Annotated in this window: 14 protein-coding genes; 3 read left to right on the top strand and 11 right to left on the bottom strand. The window is 69.9% G+C overall.

The window, feature by feature from the left end; genetic code table 11:
* Positions 1-18: 18 nt before the first annotated feature.
* The 10 genes from ACFYWJ_RS18595 to metH form a co-directional block, all read right to left on the bottom strand.
* A complete protein-coding gene (locus tag ACFYWJ_RS18595) occupies positions 19-1,110 on the bottom strand; it encodes a putative sulfate exporter family transporter (protein WP_355275997.1) in 1,092 nt (363 codons plus the stop codon).
* A gap of 35 nt (positions 1,111-1,145) precedes the next feature.
* On the bottom strand, positions 1,146-1,280 hold the full coding sequence (locus tag ACFYWJ_RS18590) for a hypothetical protein (protein WP_355275553.1): 135 nt from the start codon (positions 1,278-1,280) through the stop codon (positions 1,146-1,148).
* 172 nt (positions 1,281-1,452) lie between these two features.
* A complete protein-coding gene (gene hisG, locus ACFYWJ_RS18585) occupies positions 1,453-2,304 on the bottom strand; it encodes an ATP phosphoribosyltransferase (protein ID WP_355275555.1) in 852 nt (283 codons plus the stop codon).
* Positions 2,305-2,361: 57 nt separating this feature from the next.
* Positions 2,362-2,625 carry a phosphoribosyl-ATP diphosphatase gene (locus ACFYWJ_RS18580; RefSeq protein ID WP_043652956.1) on the bottom strand — a complete coding sequence of 88 codons (264 nt, stop codon included), beginning with the start codon at positions 2,623-2,625 and terminating at the stop codon, positions 2,362-2,364.
* An 80-nt stretch (positions 2,626-2,705) separates the two neighbouring features.
* The gene (locus ACFYWJ_RS18575) at positions 2,706-4,526 is read right to left on the bottom strand and encodes a choline/carnitine O-acyltransferase (RefSeq protein ID WP_355275557.1); all 1,821 of its coding nucleotides are present in this window, start codon (positions 4,524-4,526) and stop codon (positions 2,706-2,708) included.
* A 9-nt stretch (positions 4,527-4,535) separates the two neighbouring features.
* Positions 4,536-5,351 carry a class I SAM-dependent methyltransferase gene (locus tag ACFYWJ_RS18570; RefSeq protein WP_218718345.1) on the bottom strand — a complete coding sequence of 272 codons (816 nt, stop codon included), beginning with the start codon at positions 5,349-5,351 and terminating at the stop codon, positions 4,536-4,538.
* Between the two features lie 12 nt (positions 5,352-5,363).
* Positions 5,364-6,227, bottom strand: a complete 864-nt coding sequence (locus ACFYWJ_RS18565) for an arpA protein (RefSeq protein ID WP_355275558.1) — start codon at positions 6,225-6,227, stop codon at positions 5,364-5,366.
* A gap of 154 nt (positions 6,228-6,381) precedes the next feature.
* The gene (locus ACFYWJ_RS18560; protein WP_355275560.1) at positions 6,382-7,077 is read right to left on the bottom strand and encodes an HAD family phosphatase; all 696 of its coding nucleotides are present in this window, start codon (positions 7,075-7,077) and stop codon (positions 6,382-6,384) included.
* Between the two features lie 77 nt (positions 7,078-7,154).
* Positions 7,155-8,981, bottom strand: a complete 1,827-nt coding sequence (locus ACFYWJ_RS18555; protein ID WP_355275562.1) for a serine/threonine-protein kinase — start codon at positions 8,979-8,981, stop codon at positions 7,155-7,157.
* A 220-nt stretch (positions 8,982-9,201) separates the two neighbouring features.
* Entirely contained in the window at positions 9,202-12,798 is a 3,597-nt protein-coding gene (gene metH, locus ACFYWJ_RS18550; RefSeq protein WP_355275563.1) for a methionine synthase, read from the bottom strand.
* 138 nt (positions 12,799-12,936) lie between these two features.
* On the opposite strand from metH, the gene ACFYWJ_RS18545 reads away from it, so the two are divergent.
* A complete protein-coding gene (locus ACFYWJ_RS18545) occupies positions 12,937-13,821 on the top strand; it encodes a PAC2 family protein (protein WP_355275565.1) in 885 nt (294 codons plus the stop codon).
* Between the two features lie 72 nt (positions 13,822-13,893).
* Positions 13,894-16,437: an AMP-binding protein gene (locus tag ACFYWJ_RS18540; protein ID WP_355275567.1), complete on the top strand. Its 2,544-nt coding sequence runs from the start codon at positions 13,894-13,896 to the stop codon at positions 16,435-16,437.
* On the opposite strand, the gene ACFYWJ_RS18535 is transcribed toward ACFYWJ_RS18540, so the two are convergent.
* On the bottom strand, positions 16,339-16,644 hold the full coding sequence (locus tag ACFYWJ_RS18535; RefSeq protein ID WP_355275569.1) for a hypothetical protein: 306 nt from the start codon (positions 16,642-16,644) through the stop codon (positions 16,339-16,341). The two genes, ACFYWJ_RS18540 and ACFYWJ_RS18535, sit on opposite strands and share 99 nt — an antisense overlap.
* A gap of 333 nt (positions 16,645-16,977) precedes the next feature.
* Here ACFYWJ_RS18535 and ACFYWJ_RS18530 point away from each other — a divergent pair, with 333 nt between their 5' ends.
* The gene (locus ACFYWJ_RS18530) at positions 16,978-18,117 is read left to right on the top strand and encodes an XRE family transcriptional regulator (RefSeq protein ID WP_355275570.1); all 1,140 of its coding nucleotides are present in this window, start codon (positions 16,978-16,980) and stop codon (positions 18,115-18,117) included.
* Positions 18,118-18,162 lie beyond the last annotated feature (45 nt).

Raw genomic sequence — 18,162 nt, 5'->3', positions numbered from 1 at the left:
CGACGGCCCGCGTCACCCTCACACCGCGAAGTCGCGGAACAGCAGCACCGACAGTCCGAGCCCGACCGCCAGGTTCACCACGACCGCCGAGCCGAAGACCGCGATCGGCCGCCAGCCCGCCTCGCGCAGTCCGCGCAGCGAGAACTCCAGGCCGATGGAGACGAAGGCGAGGATCAGGAACCAGGTGCGCAGGTCGTTGATGATCGCGATGTGCGCCGCACCGGTCTTCTTGTCGACCGACTGCAGGTACAGGGTGCCGATGATCGAGGCGGCGAGGAAGCCGAGCACGAACTTCGGGAACCTGGACCAGAATTCGCCGATGCTCGGCCGGGCCGCGCCCGGCGTGCGGTCGACCCGGAACGCGAACCAGGCGGTCAGCGCAATGGCGACGAGGCCGATCAGCGCGTTCTGCGTGGTCTTGACGATCGTGGCGATCTTCAGCGCGTCCTCCCCGGCGAGCGCGCCCGCCGCGGCCACCGCGGCGGTGGTGTCGATATTGCCGCCGATCCAGGCGCCCGCCACCGCGTCCGACAGGCCGAAGGCGTCGGCCAGCCAGGGCAGCAGGAAGATCGAGGGCAGCGCGAAGATGATCACCAGCGAGGCCGCGTAGGCGATCTGCTCGCGCCGCGCCTGCACCGCCCCGGCCGCCGCGATCGCGGCGCTCACCCCGCAGATCGACACCGCCGAGGACAGCAGCGCCCGCAGCTTGTCGTCGAGGCCGAGCTTGCCGCCGAACCACCAGGTGAAGCCGAACACGATGGTGATCAGCGCCAGCGCCTGGACGATCGACGGCGCGGCCGCCGTCACCAGGATCTTCAGGTTGATCGACGCGCCGAGCAGCACCACACCGGTCTTGATGAAGAACTCGGTCCGGAACCCGGCCGAAAGCCGTTCCCGCAGGCCGAGTTTGCCCAGCACCACATTGCCGAGCAGACCGATCGCGATCGCGTACACCGGGTATTCGACCGACTTGGCGATCCGCGTGAACGGCGTGTCGGCCGCCCACTGCGGCACCTGGGTGTCGAAGAACCGGGTCAGCGCGCCGAGCGCGAGCACGAGCAGGATCCCGGCCGCGATGTCGGTGCTCGTGGGACGCGGGTTGGCCTGCAGCGCGGCGGTCTCCGTCGTGGTCTTCGGCTCGCTCGTCACGGCACCAGCCACGCGGGGATCGCCCCGGCCAGGACGAGACCGATCAGAGCGAGACCGACGACCGTGGCCAGCCAGTCCTCGTTCCACCTGAATGCGCTACCCGGCCGCGGCTCGGGTTGTGTCTGGGACACGGTGACTCCTTGTGTTCCTCATCGAGAAACCGCAAGGTAGCAACGCCCGCCCCCGGCACACACCGATTGCGCTCACCCTGAACCGATCTCGCGCCGCGCCGCACGCACGGCCGGAGACGCGAAACGGCCCGGCGAACTGAGTACGCTCGCCGGGCCGTTCGGGACGAATCGGTCAGAACGCGCGGCAGGACCGGATGTCGGTGGCGAGGATGGCCTTGGCGCCGAGATCGGCGAGGCGGTCCATCAGGTCGTTGCCCTGCTTGCGCGGGACCAGGGCGCGCACCGCGACCCAGTCGGGGTCGGTGAGCGGGGAGACCGTCGGCGACTCCAGGCCCGGGGTGATGGCGACGGCCTCGTCGAGCAGCGACTTGGGGCAGTCGTAGTCCAGCATCAGGTACTGCTGGGCGAACACCACACCCTGGATGCGCGCGATGAGCTGGTTGCGGGCCCGGTCGTCCTGGTCGGAGCCGGTGCGCTCGATCAGCACGCCCTCGGAATCGCAGAGCGAGTCACCGAAGGCGACCAGGTTGTGCTGACGCAGGGTGCGGCCGGAGCCGACGACATCGGCGATCGCGTCGGCCACACCCAGCTGGATCGAGATCTCGACGGCGCCGTCGAGGCGGATGACCTCGGCCTCGATGCCGAAGCGGGCCAGGTCGGCGCGGACCAGGTTCGGGTACGAGGTGGCGATGCGCTTGCCCGCCAGATCCTCGACCTTCCAGTCCTCACCGGCCGGCGCGGCGTAGCGGAACGAGGAACGGCCGAAGCCGAGCGAGAGCCGCTCGCTGACCGGCGACCCGGAATCCAGGGCCAGGTCGCGGCCGGTGATGCCGAGGTCGAGCTCACCGGAGCCGACGTAGATGGCGATGTCCTTGGGCCGCAGGAAGAAGAATTCGACCTGGTTGGCGGGGTCGAGGACGGTCAGCTCACGGGAGTCGGTGCGTTTGCGGTAACCGGCCTCGCTCAGGATCGAGACGGCGGATTCCGACAGCGAGCCCTTGTTGGGAACTGCGACGCGCAACATGGGAAGGGGTCCTTTCGGGGAGCGGAAGTGGAGGTGTCGACCGGGACGGTTCAGCCGTCACAGATGTCGGTACACGTCCTCGAGCTTCAGCCCGCGACCCACCATCATCACCTGGACCCAGTACAGCAGCTGGGAGATCTCCTCGGCGAGCGCTTCGTCGCTCTCGTGCTCGGCGGCCAGCCAGATCTCACCGGCTTCCTCGAGCACCTTCTTACCCTGGAAATGAACGCCTGCGTCCAGCGCGGCCACGGTGCCCGACCCCTCGGGACGGGTCTGGGCACGATCCTGCAGCTCGGCGAACAGGGATTCGAAGTTCTTCACGATGAGTGATTGTTTCACACCGTGTACACCGGTTTTCCCGCGCACCGTGGCCACCGGCGGCCACGGTGCGCGGGTCACCGTCAGGACGGGTCGGCCAGCAGTTCGCGCAGGTCGGCGACCGCGGTGCGCAGGTGGTCGGCGAAGGCGTACATCTGGTCGGCCACCGACTTGGGGGTGGCCAGGTAGATGTTCCAGCGGTCCGGCAGCAGCACGTAGGCGATGCCGATGCAGGTGGGGCTGGTGGAGCCGAAACCGAAGTAGCGGATGTGCACCGACGGTGCCGAGCTGGTGCTCAGGTAGTCGTCGCGCATGATCGTCCAGCCGGGGCTGTCGAACAGCGCGATCCGCTCGTCGGCGACACCCAGCTCCGCGCCGCGGCGGCGCTGGATCCACTGCAGCTCCCACAGGTGCTGCTCGGGCGCCTGACCGGCCTGGCACTCCTTGGCCCGGCCGACGTGCGCGGACGCCGCCGTGCGGGCCGCGGCCAGCTTGTCCGCGCGGTCGGCGGAGTCGTCGACCATCGCGTCGACGAAGGCCACCATCTCCGGGGTCACCACGCGCATGGCCTCGGTGCGGCCGTTGCGGAACTGCCGGGTCGCGATGGACTCGTAGGTGGCGCCGGTCAGGCCCTTGCTGCGCCGGTGGGCGAGCTGGTAGGCCAGCTGGGCGAACGCGTCGGGCGAGATGCCGAGTTGCTTGGCCGCGCCGGTGCCGAAGTCGTCGAACGAGACCAGCGCGGTCGCGGTGTCGGCGGCGAAGCGGGCGAAGTCGGCGCCCGCCGCCGCGATGTCGGCGCGGGCGGCCGAATCGAGGACGAACTCGATCGGCTCGACCTGGGGCAGCCCCTGGGCCCGCGCGCCGCTGGTGGCGGCGTGGTCGGACGCGGTCCGTTCGAGCAGCGCGTCGACGAACGACAGCACGGTGGTGCCGTCGAGACCGCAGTGCTCGATGTTGATGCCGGCCTGGCCGTCGGCGAAGACGATGAACGACACCGACTTGTCGAAGTACCGGTTGGCGCTGTCACCGTGCAGCAGCTGATCGCAGGCGTGCAGTTCGTCGCGGGGCGTGAAGTCCTCCAGGCAGACCGCGAACAGCGCCGTCTCGACCTCGTCGAACGCCGCGACATTGGCCGCCTCGGCGCGCAGGGTGGCCCGGCTGCGCGCCCACTCCGCCCTGGCCTTGGTGGTCAGGTGCCCGATCGAGGTGTCGGTGGCCGCGGGCTTGGTGCCGCCCTTGATGACCGCGCGCAGCCCGTCGACCACGTCCTCGAACGCGTACGGCGCGCCGTCGGCACCGATCACGTCCATCCGGAAGATGTTGCCGCGGTAGAAGACCACGATGTGGCGCGCGTCCGAGGGACCCGGCCATTCCGGGCTGTAGGGCTTGCGCACGGTGTCCTGCTCCTCGCCCGGGATCCGGGTCTCGGAGAACAGGTACTCGTTCTGCCACATCGACAGCTGCTGCCCGCGCTGGGTGACCGGCGGGATCCGCTCGGCGTCCAGCGCCAGCTTGTAGTCCACGGCGGCGCCGATGATCGCGGCGGCCCGCTCGGCCTGGCCCGCCACGGTGGAGGCGGCCAGCGGCGTGTCGTCGCGGAACAGGAAGACGAAGTTGGCGTTCAGCGCGATCCGGTCGCGGCGGCCCAGGTACCGCGAGGGCCAGAACTCGTCGAGCCAGCTGCCGACCCCCGGTGTGGCGTCGTACTCGGCGAGCGCGGCGTGCAGGGTCCGCCCTGCCCCACCGGGCCGCAGCAGTTCGGCGACTGCGGCCTCGGTGGTGGCGAGTTCCTCGGCGCCGAGCAGCGGCTGACACCACTGCAGGAACCGCGCGCAACTGTCGTCCAGTGTCGGCAGCGGAACCCGGGGCAGGCTGTCTTCGGCGGCGAACGTCGGTTGGTTCAATCCAGATCCTCAGGTCTCGATGGGATGCGGGCGGGACACGAACAGGTTGGCGTAGAGCCAGCCTTCGGCTTCGTGGTCGGTGGTGTCGATTCCCTTGGCCGCCAACGCTTCCAGCACCTGTGCACGTTCCTGGGCCGAAGCGAAGCGCCGCTGCTGGAACATACCGGGACGCTGCTCGCTGCGATAGCCGAGCGCGGCGAGTTCCGCGGCGATGGGGCCGAAATCGAACATCCGCAACACGAAATGCGCCATCCACGGCCGCTTGCGGGGATCCGCCTGGGCGACCCTGGAGAGGGTTTTCTCGGTGATGTAGCCGACGCATCCGGTGGAGATCACCAGATCGGCGGAGGCGAGCACACGCCGCTGGGCCTCGGTCGGCTCGGTGGCCTCGAGGTCGGCGTGCACGTAGTCGTGCAGGAATCCGGCGGCGTGGGCGTAGGTCAGCGCCGGGCGTGCGGCGTCCATCCCGACGAAGCGTACGTCGGGCATCAGGTCGGCGCGTAACCGCTCCCGGTCCGCCGCGATCAGCCCGACCTTGTCGGTCTCGGCGTGGTCGCGATAGTGCCCGGCCAGCTCCTCGACCGTCGTGCCGGTCCGCAGCAGCGCCGCGTTCACCCCGTAGGAGCAGCCCAGGTCGAGCACCGTCGGGATCCGGTCCGGCCGCGCCGCCCGCAGCTGGCGCAACTGCTCCTGGAAATGCGGCTTGGCCAGCTCCGGGATCCGGTAGTCCAGCTCGTTCATCCGCGCGAAGTAAGCACGCGGATCGGGACTTTCGTAGATGTCGTCGAAGGATGCTTTGCCGGTGGTGTGCAACGGAACGGACATGGGCGGTTCCTCTCAGTCGAGCAGTCGGTCACCTCGGACGGCGTCGGCCGCGGCGGCCACATGGTCGGGCAGGACACGGCCGAACAGCTGCCTGGTGCGTTCGACAGTGCCGATCACCCCGGGCCGGTCCGTGTAGGCGAAGATCGCCGAATGTCGTTGTCCCGCACCGGCCACCTCGGTGACCCGGTGGAGCGAGAAGCGGCCCTTGAACAGCTGCAGATCGCCGGGGCGCAGTTCCAGGGCGCGGATGAACCGTTCGCCCTCGCCGGTGAGTACGGCGCGCACGTCGTCGAGATGCTCGGCGTGCGGATCGCGGATATTGGGGCAGTACTCGAAGACACCGCCGGCTTCGGGGCGGCGGGTCAGCATGCTGACGGTGAACTCGTTGGTGTCGAAATGCCAGGGGTGCGACATGCCCGGCTCGACCACGTTCAGGCACAGACCGGCCAGCGGGTCGGCGAATTCGTGCAGTTCGTCGAGTTCGAAACAGTCGGCGACGAAACGCTGGAAGATCGGGTCGGTGTAGAGGCGCTGGATCAGCGCGTCGGCGGGAATGCGGTCGCGGGCGACGAAGGCGTTGCCGCGGTCGAGCACGATCCGGGCGGGGTGGTCGGCGGGCAGATCGGTGTCGAGCGGGATGTTGTAGGCGTTGACCCGCTCCACCTTGTAGTGGGCGTGCGGGGCGATCCGCTCCCCCTCCGCGCGCAGCGTGTCCCACAGCTCCGGGCGGAGGAACTCGCGCAGGACGGTACAGCCGTCCTGCGCCAGTTCCGCGCGGGCGGCCTCGACCGCGGCGCGCCGGCCCGGACCACCGAGATCGGTGAGCGGATACCGTGCGATGTCGACGATTTCGTCAAGCCCCCGCGTCCCTGTCATGACTTCAGTTTGCGGTAACTTTCGCCGACACGCCCAGGGTTTCGGCAAATCCGGCCTATCCCGGGCAGATCACAGCGTCATGAAATCAACTGTGCGACAACAGTTTTCGAACAATCTCTGTCGATACCGGAATTATCACGGTAGGCTATTCGCCCTATCTCGCTGCGCTGCCGAAATGTTCGTCGCGCACCGCGAGCGCGGCCCCCAGATCAGCGGCCGACAAACCCACCAGTGACTCCCGGAATACCCGCCCCGGCGCCTCGGGAACCGCGATTTCGCACGGGATCACGATCAGGCCGCACCCGGCGCCCTGTGCCGCGAGTGCGCCGGTGGGCGAATCCTCGATCGCCACGCAGTCGGCCGGGTCGAGTCCGAGCAGGTCGGCGGCCTTGCGATAGATGGCCGGATCGGGTTTGCCGTGCGCCACCTCGTCACCGCAGACCGAGGTGTCGAAGAAGTCGCGGCCCAGCGTGTCGAGACCGTATTCGGTGAGCGAGCGCTTGGTGTTGGTCACCAGCGCGCAGCGCAGTCCCGCCGCGCGCACCATGGCGAGCGCGTCCTTGGCACCGGGCCGCCACGGGATCGGCCCGAGCATCAGCTCGGTGACCCGCCGTTCGAGGAACTCCCCCGCCTCGGCGAGGACCCGCGGCGTCGCCTCGACGCCGATGCCGTCGAACAGCATGCGCAGCGCGTTCGGGCCGGAGGCGCCGATCAGCGCGTGGCGGATCTCGTCGGTGAGCTCACGGCCGTGTTCGCGAGCCAGTTCGCGCACCGCGATGTCCCACAGCTTCTCCGAGTCGAGCAGCGTGCCGTCCATGTCCCACAGCACCGCGGCCGGTCGCGCGCTCACCTGTTTCTCGCCTCGTTCTCTTCCGCGTCGGATCGGGCCGGCGGACGCCGGGCCGCGTTCAGGGTAGCCGGTGCGGATCAGACACCGGATCCGGCGATCTGCAGGCTGTTGCCGGTGCCGCTCACCTGGATCCAGCGATTCTCCGATGTCACAGTGCCGTTGGTGAGGTGGTAGGTGAGCGAGACGACCGCCCGGTTCTCCCCGTTCGGCGTGATCGAGCCGACAGTCACCGACCGCACCGTCGACCAGAACGAGGAGTACTGGCCGTACCCACCGGTCTGTGCCTGATAGCCGGGGGCCAGCTGCGCCCAGGCGCCGCCGATATTGCCGGGCAGCATGCCGTAGTACCCGGCGATGAACTGGCCGATGCGGTCCGGGCTCGGCGGGCCGAACGGGGTGGTGGTGATCGTGGTGCTGGTCGGGCTCGGCGTGACGGTCGGCTTGCCCGAGGTGCTCGTGCCCGACGGAGCGGACGTGGCGCCGGGGGTCGTCGGACCCGTCTGGGCCGGGCCCGGCGGCGCGGACACGGTGACCGTCTCCTGCTCGGGGACGATGACGACGGTGCTGACCTTGCCGTCGACCACCGTGGTGACGGTGACCGGGTCCAGCGCCTGCTGCGTGGGGTCCGCGCCCCGGTCCCGTGTCACTACGAGCACGACCAGCATCACCGTGAACGCGGCGACGGCGGCGGCGAGCAGCAGGATGGCCCGGCTGTTGTTCGGCCCGTCGGTGCGCGCGGGCGGGGTCGGGCCGACCGGCGGCGGTCCGGACGGGGTCCCGGCCCGTTCGGTGCCGGTGCCCGGCGTGGCGTCCTGTGGCCGGTCCTGTCGCGCGCCTGCCGCCGCTGCCCCACTGTCCGGTCCTGACGGCGCCGCAGGCGAAACGCCCGCCGCTCCCCCCGTTCCCGTGGCGGGCGATCCGCCGGTGATCGCGGACTTCGCCGCCTTCGCCAGCGCCAGTCCGCCGCCGAGCAGACCCGCGGCGCCGGACTTCGCCGTCGTCGGCGTGGCAGGCTGGGGCAGCAACGTCGTGGCCGACTCGCTCAGCGGCAGCACCTTGGTCGCCGTGGCGGGCAGCGCCGGAACCCGGCCCGCCGCGACGTCTTCGAGCGCCTTGCGCGCCTGCGCCATGGTCGGCCGGTCCTCGGCCGACGCGGTCAGCAGCCACATCAGTACCGGACCGAGCGATCCCGCTCGCTTCGGTTCCGGCACCACGCCCCTGGCGACGGCGTGCAGCACCGCGAGCGGGTTGTCGCCCTCGCCGAACGGCGGGGCGCCCTCCACGGCGGCGTACAGGGTCGACCCCAGCGCGAACACGTCGGCGGCGGGCTTCGGGTCGTCGCCGCGGGCGATCTCGGGCGCCAGGTAGGCGGGCGTGCCGGCCAGGAAGCCGGTGGCGGTGACGGTGACGTCGCCGGTGGCGTGCGAGATCCCGAAGTCGGTGAGCTTGACGGTGCCGTCGTCGCCGACGAGCAGGTTGGCCGGCTTCACGTCGCGGTGCATGATCCCGGCGTCGTGCGCCGCCGACAGCGCGGCCGCGGCCTGGGCGCCGATCCCGGCCACCTCGAGCGGCGGCAGCGTCGCCCCGCCCGCCAGCTTCACCGCGAGGCTGGGCGCGTTCATGTACTCCATGACCAGCCAGGGCTGGCCGTCTTCCTCGGCGACGTCGAAGACGGTGATGGCGTTGGGGTGGTGCAGGCGGGCGGCGATGCGGCCCTCACGCATGGCGCGCAGCTTCGCTTCCAGCGCTTGCGATCCGGTGAGTCCCGGTGCGAGCAGCAACTGCTTCACCGCGACGGTGCGGCGCAGCCGGACGTCGGTGGCGCGCCACACGACCCCCATCGCGCCGGTGCCGATCGGGTCGGTGAGTCGATAGCGTCCCGCGATCAACCGATCCGATGTCATAACGTGTGCCCCTCCTGCAATACCGCCGAGTCGTCCAGCCCTCCGCGCCACAGCGGGATGAAACTTCCGAAAATCCTACGTGCTGAACTGCTTTGCCCTCGTCCCCGACGGCCCCGGTCCATGGACTCCCGGCCGCTTCGTGACCAGACTCACAACCGGCACAACGGCATCGGACCGGCCCCGCGGGGACCGGTCCGATCTGCCGTCGCCTGTCAGTGTCTCAGGCGTTGAAGTATTTCGCCTCCGGATGCAGCAGGACGAACGCGTCGGTCGACTGTTCCGGGTGCAGCTGCAGCTCCTCCGACAGCGTCACCCCGACCCGGCCCGCGTCGAGCAGGTCGACCAGCTTGGCCCGGTCTTCGAGCTCCGGGCAGGCGCCGTAGCCGAAGGAGTACCGCGCGCCGCGGTAACCGAGCTTGAAGTAGTCGAGGATGTCGGCCGGATCGTCGTCGGCGACCGACTGGCCCTCCAGCGTCAGTTCCTCGCGCACCCGGCGATGCCAGTACTCGGCCAGCGCCTCGGTGAGCTGCACGCCGATGCCGTGCACCTCGAGGTAGTCGCGGTAGTTGTCGGCCGCGAACAGCGCGTTGGCGAAGTCGGCGATCGGCTGGCCCATGGTGACCAGCTGGAACGGCAGCACGTCGACCTGGCCGGTCTCGCGCGCCCGCTCGCGGGAGCGGATGAAGTCGGCGATGCACAGGAAGCGGTCGCGCTGCTGGCGCGGGAAGGTGAACCGGTACCGCTCGGGCGCGTCGGCGTCGGGCTCGGTGAGCACGATGACGTCGTCGCCCTCCGACACCGCCGGGAAGTACCCGTACACCACCGCGGCGTGCTGCAACACGCCCTCGGTCGCCAGCCGGTCGAGCCAGGCCCGCAGCCGCGGGCGGCCCTCGGTCTCCACCAGTTCCTCGTAGGACGGCCCGTCGCCGCTGCGCTGACCGCGCAGGCCCCACTGGCCCAGGAACAGCGCCCGCTCGTCGAGCAGGCCCGAATACTCCTGCAGCGGCAGGCCCTTCACCACCCGGGTGCCCCAGAACGGCGGGGTCGGCACGGGCAGGTCGGCCGCGACGTCGGACCGCTCCGGGACCTCGATCGGCACCTCGGCGGCCTTGCGCTCGGCGGCGATCCGCTTGGAGCGCTCGTGGCGGGCCTTGCGCTCGGCGGCCTTCTCTTTGGCCGCGATCGCCTCGGGGCTGTCGGGATCGAGGCCACCGCCGCGCTTGACGGTCATGATCTCGTCCATCAGCCGCAGGCCCTCGAACGCGTCGCGGGCGTAGTGCACATCGCCCTCGTAGACGGCGGTGAGGTCGTTCTCCACGTAGGCGCGGGTCAGCGCGGCGCCGCCGAGCAGCACCGGGAACTGTTCGGCGACGCCCTTGGCGTTGAGCTCCTCGAGGTTCTCCTTCATCACCACGGTCGACTTCACCAGCAGCCCGGACATGCCGATCACGTCGGCCTTCTTGTCCTGCGCGGCGTCGAGGATGGTGGCGATCGGCTGCTTGATGCCGAGGTTGACCACCTCGTAGCCGTTGTTGGACAGGATGATGTCGACCAGGTTCTTGCCGATGTCGTGCACGTCGCCTTTGACGGTGGCGAGCACGATCCGGCCCTTGCCGGAGTCGTCGGTGGCCTCCATGTGCGGTTCCAGGTGCGCCACCGCGGTTTTCATCACCTCGGCCGACTGCAGCACGAACGGCAGCTGCATCTGGCCGGAACCGAACAGCTCACCGACGGTCTTCATGCCCGAGAGCAGGGTCTCGTTGATGATCTGCAACGGCGGCACCGTCTGCATCGCCTCGTCCAGGTCGACGTCGAGGCCGTTGCGCTCGCCGTCGACGATGCGCCGCTCGAGCCGGTCGAACAGCGGCAGCGCGGCCAGTTCCTCGGCCCGCGAGGCCTTCGACGACGCGGTCGAGACGCCCTCGAACAGCGCCATCAGCTTCTGCAGCGGGTCGTAGTCCTCGGTGCGGCGGTCGTAGATCAGATCCAGCGCGGTCTGGCGCTGCTCGTCGGGGATCCGGCTCATCGGCAGGATCTTGGACGCGTGCACGATCGCGGAATCCAGTCCGGCTTCGACACATTCGTGCATGAACACCGAGTTCAGCACCTGCCGGGCGGCGGGGTTCAGCCCGAAGGAGATGTTGGACAGACCGAGGGTGGTCTGCACTTCCGGGTGCTTGCGCTTGAGCTCACGGATGGCCTTGATGGTCTCCTCGCCGTCCTTGCGCGACTCCTCCTGGCCGGTGCCGAGGGTGAAGGTCAGCGTGTCGACGATGATGTCGGACTCCAGCAGACCCCAGTTGGTCGTGATGTCGTCGATCAGCCGCTCGGCGATCGCGACCTTGGTCTCGGCGGTGCGGGCCTGGCCCTCCTCGTCGATGGTCAGCGCGACCACCGCGGCGCCGTGCTCGGACACCAGCCGCATGATCTGCTGGAAGCGCGAATCCGGGCCCGCGCCGTCCTCGTAGTTCACCGAGTTCACCGCGCAGCGGCCGCCCAGGTGCTGCAGACCGGCCTGGAGCACCGGCGGCTCGGTGGAGTCGAGCATGATCGGCAGGGTCGAGGACGTGGCCAGGCGCGAGGCCAGCTCGTTCATGTCCTCGGTGCCGTCGCGGCCGACGTAGTCGACGCACAGGTCGAGCATGTGCGCGCCGTCGCGGGTCTGGTCCTTGGCGATCTCGAGGCAGCGCTGCCAGTCCTCGGCCAGCATCGCGTCGCGGAATGCCTTGGAGCCGTTGGCGTTCGTGCGCTCGCCGATCATCAGGATCGAGGCGTCCTGCTCGAACGGGACCGCGGTGTACATGCTCGACACGGCGGGCTCGTGCGCGGGCGTGCGGCGCTGCTCGATCGGCGGCAGCGTGGTCTCGACCGCGCGCACGGCCTCGGCGACCTGGCGGATGTGCTCGGGGGTGGTGCCACAGCAGCCACCCACCAGCGACAGGCCGAATTCGGAGACGAAGCCGCTCATCGCGACGGCCAGCTCCTCCGGGGTCAGCGGGTACTCCGCGCCGTTCGCGCCGAGCACCGGCAGGCCCGCGTTCGGCATCACCGAGACGGGGATCTGCGCGTGCCGCGACAGGTGCCGCAGGTGCTCGCTCATCTCGTCGGGGCCGGTCGCGCAGTTCAGGCCGATCATGTCGATGCCGAGCGGTTCCAGCGCGGTCAGCGCCGCGCCGATCTCGCTGCCGACCAGCATGGTGCCGGTGGTCTCCACGGTGACGTGGGTGATGATCGGGATCCGGCGGCCCGCGGCGAGCATGGCCCGCCTGCTGCCGGTGATCGCCGCCTTGACCTGCAGCAGGTCCTGGCAGGTCTCGATCAGGATGGCGTCGGCGCCGCCGTCGAGCATGCCGAGGGCGGCCTCGGTGTAGGCGTCGCGCAGCGAGACGAACGGGGCGTGGCCCAGCGTCGGCAGCTTGGTGCCCGGCCCCATCGAGCCGAGGACGTAGCGCGGGGTGCCGTCGGCGGACGGGCCCATCTCGTCGGCGACCTCGCGGGCCAGGCGCGTGCCGCGCTCGGACAGATCGCGGATCCGGTCGGCGATGTCGTAGTCGGCCAGGTTGGGCAGATTGCAGCCGAAGGTGTTGGTCTCCACCGCATCCGCGCCCGCTTCGAAGTACGCGCGGTGGATCGCGCGCAGCACGTCGGGACGGGTGTCGTTGAGGATCTCGTTGCATCCCTCGAGGCCGCGGAAATCGTCGAGCGTCAGATCCGCGGCCTGCAACATCGTGCCCATCGCACCGTCGCCGATGACGACACGCCGTCGGAGCGTGTCGAGGAGCGTGGTATCGAACCCGGTGGGCAAGGACGCAGACATGATTCAAGACTAATGGGCGCCCCCGACGCACAAGACCACTGCGGGTGATTCGAGTGGCGCCGGACACAGCCCGCACGGGAAACACGCAACAGCGCCGGTCACCGCAAAACAATTCGCCGAAGACACTAGGCTGACCGGGTGGATGCCAGTGAAACCCCCGAGACGGAACTGCCGACGTTGCGCAATCCCGTGCTGGTCGCGGCCTTCGAGGGCTGGAACGACGCCGGTGACGCCGCCAGTGGCGCGGTCGAACATCTGGAGTTGATCTGGGACGCCGAGCCGCTCGCCGAACTCGATTCCGAGGACTACTACGACTACCAGGTGAACCGCCCGACGGTGCGCCAGGTGGACGGGGTGACCAGGGAGATCCAGTGGCCCTCGACCATGCTGTCGGTGTGCTCGCCCCCCGGCAGCGACCGCGACGTCGTCCTGCTGCGCGGGATCGAGCCCAACATGCGCTGGCGCAGCTTCTGCAACGACCTGCTGGAGTTCATCGAGCAGCTCGGGGTGGAGACAGTGGTCATCCTCGGCGCGTTGCTGGCCGACACGCCGCACACGCGCCCGGTGCCGGTGACCGGTTCGGCCTACAGTCCCGAGGCCGCCGAGCGGTTCAGCCTGGAGCAGACCCGCTACGAGGGCCCGACCGGGATCACCGGGGTGCTGCAGGACCAGTGCGTCAAGGCCGGGGTGCCCGCGGTGTCGTTCTGGGCGGCGGTGCCGCACTATGTGTCGCAGCCGCCGAACCCGAAGGCCACGATCGCCCTGCTGCACCGGGTCGAGGACGTCCTCGACATCGAGGTTCCGCTCGGTGAGCTGCCCAAACAGGCCGAGGAATGGGAGGCCGCGGTCAACGAGATGACCGTCGGCGACGAGGAGATCAACGAGTACGTGCGCTCGCTCGAGGAGCGCGGCGACGCGGCGATCGACCTCAACGAGACGATGGCCAAGATCGACGGTGACGCCATCGCCGCGGAGTTCGAGAAATACCTGCGCAGGCGGGGCCCGGGCAGTTTCGGGCTCTGACCCGCGTTCACCGGGAATTCGCCACGCGAGCACCTCCCGGAAATCGGCGGCACGCCACCTAGACTTTTTCGCGTGCCGAACCACCCGATCGTCGCTCATCTCCGGGGATTCGACGACCGGATCGCGGTGCTCCACCGGCACCCGACGGCGCCCGCCGACACCCTGTGCCGGGTCACCTATGCCCAGCTCGCCGACCGCGTCGCGGCGTTCTCGGCGCGGCTCGGCCCGGCGCGCCGGCTCGTCGCGCTGACCGCGGGCAACGACCTCGACTCTCTCGTCGCCTACCTGGGCGCGCTCGACGCGGGCTGCGTGGTGCTGCTGACCGGCGAGCTCTCCGGTGAACTCGCCGGGATCTACGATCCGGACGTCGTCGTCGACCACGGCCGGATCGTCACCGAGCGCGCGGAACCGGCACACGAGCTGCATCCGGAGCTCGCTTTGCTGTTGAGCACGTCCGGGTCGACCGGCTCGCCGAAGCTGGTCCGGCTCTCGGCGGCGAACCTGCTCGCCAATGCCGACTCGATCGCCCGCTATCTCGAGATCGGGCCGCACGATCGCGCGGCGACCACGCTGCCGCTGTTCTACTGCTACGGGCTCTCGGTGGTGCACAGCCATCTGCTGCGCGGCGCGAGCCTGCTGCTCACCGAGCGGTCGGTCCTCGACCCCGAGTTCTGGGCGGAGTTCCGCGCGCACCGGGCGACCTCGTTCGCGGCGGTCCCGTACACGGTGGACCTGCTGGACCGGATCGGCTTCGCCGAGCTGTCGCTGCCCGATCTGCGGTACGTGACGCAGGCGGGCGGCAAGCTCGAACCCGCGCGGGTGCGGGCCTACGCGCGGCTCGGCGCGGCCGCGGGCTGGCGGTTCTTCGTGATGTACGGCCAGACCGAGGCGACCGCCCGGATGGCGTATCTGCCCCCTGACCTGGTGGCCGAGCACCCCGAATGCATCGGGATACCGGTGCCCGGTGGACATTTCACGCTCGAACCGGTCGACGACGGCGCCGCCGAGGAACTGGTCTATCACGGCCCGAACGTCATGCTCGGCTACGCGACCCACCCGGCCGAGCTCGCGCTGGGCCGCACCGTCACCGCCCTGCGCACCGGTGATCTGGCCCGGCGCACCGCCGACGGCCTGTACCAGGTGATCGGCAGACGCAGCCGCTTCGCCAAGCTGTTCGGTCTGCGGATCGATCTCGGCCGGATCGAATCCGAGCTGGCCGCCGCCGGTTTCGGCGCGGCCTGTACCGACGACGGCGCCCGGCTCATCGCGGCGGTGACCGGCCGGGGCCGGGACGATCCCACCGCGCTGATCGCGCGCGTCGCGGGTCTGCCCGCGGCGGCGGTGGCCGTGACGGCCGTCGACGAGCTGCCCCGGCTGGCCAACGGCAAGATCGACTACCCGGCGATTCGGGCGCTGCTCCCGGCCGAGCAGGACCCCGGCGACGATGTGCGGTCGATCTACGCCGACGCGCTGGCCCTGCCCGTCGAGCAGGTTTCGCGCGAGCAGAGCTTCGTGGAGCTGGGCGGCAATTCGCTCAGCTATGTCACCACCGCCGCGCGGCTGGAACGGGTCATCGGCAGGCTGCCCGCCGACTGGCCGCAGCAGTCGATCGACCGGCTCGAGCGAACACCGCGGGCGCGCGGTGGTCTCGGGCGGGCGCTGGACACCTCGACCGCGTTGCGCGCCATCGGCATCGTGCTGGTCCTCGGCTCGCACATCCAGCTGTTCGAGGTGTGGGGCGCGGCGCATGTGCTGCTCGCGGTGGCCGGCTACAACTTCGCGCGCTTCTCGGTGAGCTCGGCTCCCCCGGCGCGGCGGTTGCGGCACACCGCGCGGACCGTGGCGATGATCGCGGTGCCGACGGCGCTGTGGGTGCTGATCACGATGGTGTGGCAGCCCGGCTATTACAGCTGGCAGAATGTGTTGCTGCTCAACAAGATCCTCGGCCCGCGCAACGACACGGCGGGGCATCTGTGGTTCCTGGAGGTGCTGGTCTACTGCACGGTCGCGGCCGCGCTGCTGCTGCGGATCCCGTGGCTGGACCGCTGGGAGCGGCGGGGGCCGTTCTGGTTCGCCCTGGCCCTGCTCGGGCTCACGCTGGTACTGCGCTGGCACTCGTTCGGCCTCTACCCCGAGCGCGACATCCCGTTGTCACCGCTGGCCTGTTGGTACTTCGTTCTCGGCTGGGCCGGAGCGAAGGCGACGGCAGTCTGGCAGCGGCTGATCGTCAGCGCCGTGCTGCTGGCAAGTGTGCCCGGGTATTTCGGCGTCACCGATCGGGAACGCCTGGTGATGGCGGGCATCCTGCTGCTCGTGTGGTTGCCCGCGCTGCGCGTGCCCGCCGTCGTCGCCGTGGTGGCGGTGGCGGTGGCCGACAGCTCCCTGTTCGCGTACCTGCTGCACTGGCAGGTGTACCCGGCGTTCGGCGACCAGCGACTGCTCGCGTTGTTCGCCTCGCTCGCGGCCGGTGCGGCCGCTACCAGGATGGTGGTTCTGTGCCGGCGGAACCGGACACGGCTAGCGCTCCAGGGTCAATACCTGGGCGGCCGCCTCGTGCGCCAGCTTCGCGATCAGCAGGTCACGCGGAATCGTCTGGCCGGCAAGGTGATCGAGTGACGGAACCACCACGTGGTGGGCGTCGGCCCGCTTCAATTCCTGAGTGAGCTCGGCGAACGCCGCACCGTCACCCGCGGTCGATTCATGGAACGTCGCGGCGAAACACATCCCCGCGGTGCGCGCGAGGCTGCGTAGCGCATCCTCCAATTGGTCGCCCCGGCCCTCGGCCAGGTCGTCCCGCAAGTATCCATAGATCAACGCTTCCACCCGAACCTCCGTTGGATTGGGATCGCTGTTCTGTTGTCGGATCCCCCCGCGCGACGCCGTGCGCCGCGCGGGGGTACTGCGTTGCCCTGCAAGCTCTCCTGCAAAGCGGGTGTCCGGTCTGCGGGCCGAGCACCTACTTACAGCATGCGTATTCACGGCCCGGCGCAGCAGATGTCAAGCCGATGACATCTACATGCCCTATTCGGGACGCCGAACGTTAACTGGTGGGATACTACCGCCGTGACCGCAACTGATGATCGACCCGTCTGGGCTGTTCGGATGCGTTCGGAACGTGACGCGAGGGGTTGGTCGCAAGCCGATGCCGTCCGCGCGATGCGTGCCAAGTCCTCCCACAACCTGCCGACGGACAGTACCCTGCTGCGCAACTGGCGGCGCTGGGAGTCCGGGGAATCGCGCCCCGACGAGTTCTACGCGCCGATCATCGCGGCCGCGTTCGACACCGTCCCCGCCGCGTTCTTCCCCAAGTCCCGGCCCAACCGGGATGACGAGCTGTTATCGGCGACGGGTATGGACACCCTGGAGTTCATCGGCAGGCTCCGGATGTCCGACGTCAACAGCGCCACCCTGGACGCGGTGCGGATCACCGCCGAACGGCTCTGCTGCGAGTACGCCTACGCCGACCCACACGCGCTGCACGCCGAGGGCACGGCGTGGCTGCGCCGGATCACCTCGCTGCTCGACGGCAGGCTCACCCTGAGCCAGCATCGGGAGATCCTCGTGCTGGCGGGCTGGGTGGCGTTGCTGGTCGGTTGCGTCGATTACGACCTCGGCCGCCGGGCCGGCGCCGAGGCCACCCGGCGGGCCGCGGATTCGCTGGGCCGGGAGGCGGGCAACGTCGAGATCGCCGCGTGGGCGGCCGAGATGTCGGCCTGGTTCGCGCTCACCCAGGGCAATTTCCGGGGCGCGATCGACGTCTCGGAGAAGGCCATGCCGGGCACCGTGTCGATGAGTGTCGGGGTGCAGCTGGCCGCGCAGCGGGCCAAGGGCTGGGCTCGTCTCGGTGATCGCCGGGCCGTGCAGACCGCGCTCGACGAGGGCAGGGCGATCCTGTCGCGGATGGGTCATCCGGCCGATCTGGACAACCACTTCGTCGTCGACGCGACGAAGTTCGACTTCTACGCCATGGACTGCTGCCGCGTCGCGGGCCAGGACCGGCTGGCCGAGCGCTACGCCCAGCAGGTGATCAGCGACTCGACCCGGCCCGACGGCTCGGTCCGCAATCCGATGCGGGTCTCCGAGGCCCGGCTGACGCTGGCCGTGGTCGCCGTCCGCGACCGCGATCTCGAGCGCGCGGTGGAGGAGGGTGTCGCGGCGTTCACGGCGGGCAGGCGCTCGCTGCCGTCGCTGGCCTGGATCGCCGGCGAGGCGGCCAGGGAGATCATCGAGCGCTATCCCGGAGACCCGCGCACGCAGTCGTTCCTCGAGCAGCTGCGCTCGCTCAACGTCGGGTGAGCGGGGCCTACCAGACGGCGGGGGCACGCCGATCCGGGACGGGTC

It is taken from the genome of Nocardia sp. NPDC003269 (assembly GCF_042888005.1).
GTDB lineage: Bacteria > Actinomycetota > Actinomycetes > Mycobacteriales > Mycobacteriaceae > Nocardia.
This window is presented reverse-complemented; position numbering and strand designations above follow the sequence as displayed.

Excerpts from the sequence above, each read along its gene's own strand:
- ACFYWJ_RS18565 (WP_355275558.1), bottom strand. The coding sequence starts at position 6,227 with ATGACAGGGACGCGGGGGCTTGACGAAATCGTCGACATCGCACGGTAT.
- metH (WP_355275563.1), bottom strand. The coding sequence starts at position 12,798 with ATGTCTGCGTCCTTGCCCACCGGGTTCGATACCACGCTCCTCGACACG.
- ACFYWJ_RS18570 (WP_218718345.1), bottom strand. The coding sequence starts at position 5,351 with ATGTCCGTTCCGTTGCACACCACCGGCAAAGCATCCTTCGACGACATC.
- ACFYWJ_RS18530 (WP_355275570.1), top strand. The coding sequence starts at position 16,978 with ATGCGTGCCAAGTCCTCCCACAACCTGCCGACGGACAGTACCCTGCTG.
- hisG (WP_355275555.1), bottom strand. The coding sequence starts at position 2,304 with ATGTTGCGCGTCGCAGTTCCCAACAAGGGCTCGCTGTCGGAATCCGCC.
- ACFYWJ_RS18555 (WP_355275562.1), bottom strand. The coding sequence starts at position 8,981 with ATGACATCGGATCGGTTGATCGCGGGACGCTATCGACTCACCGACCCG.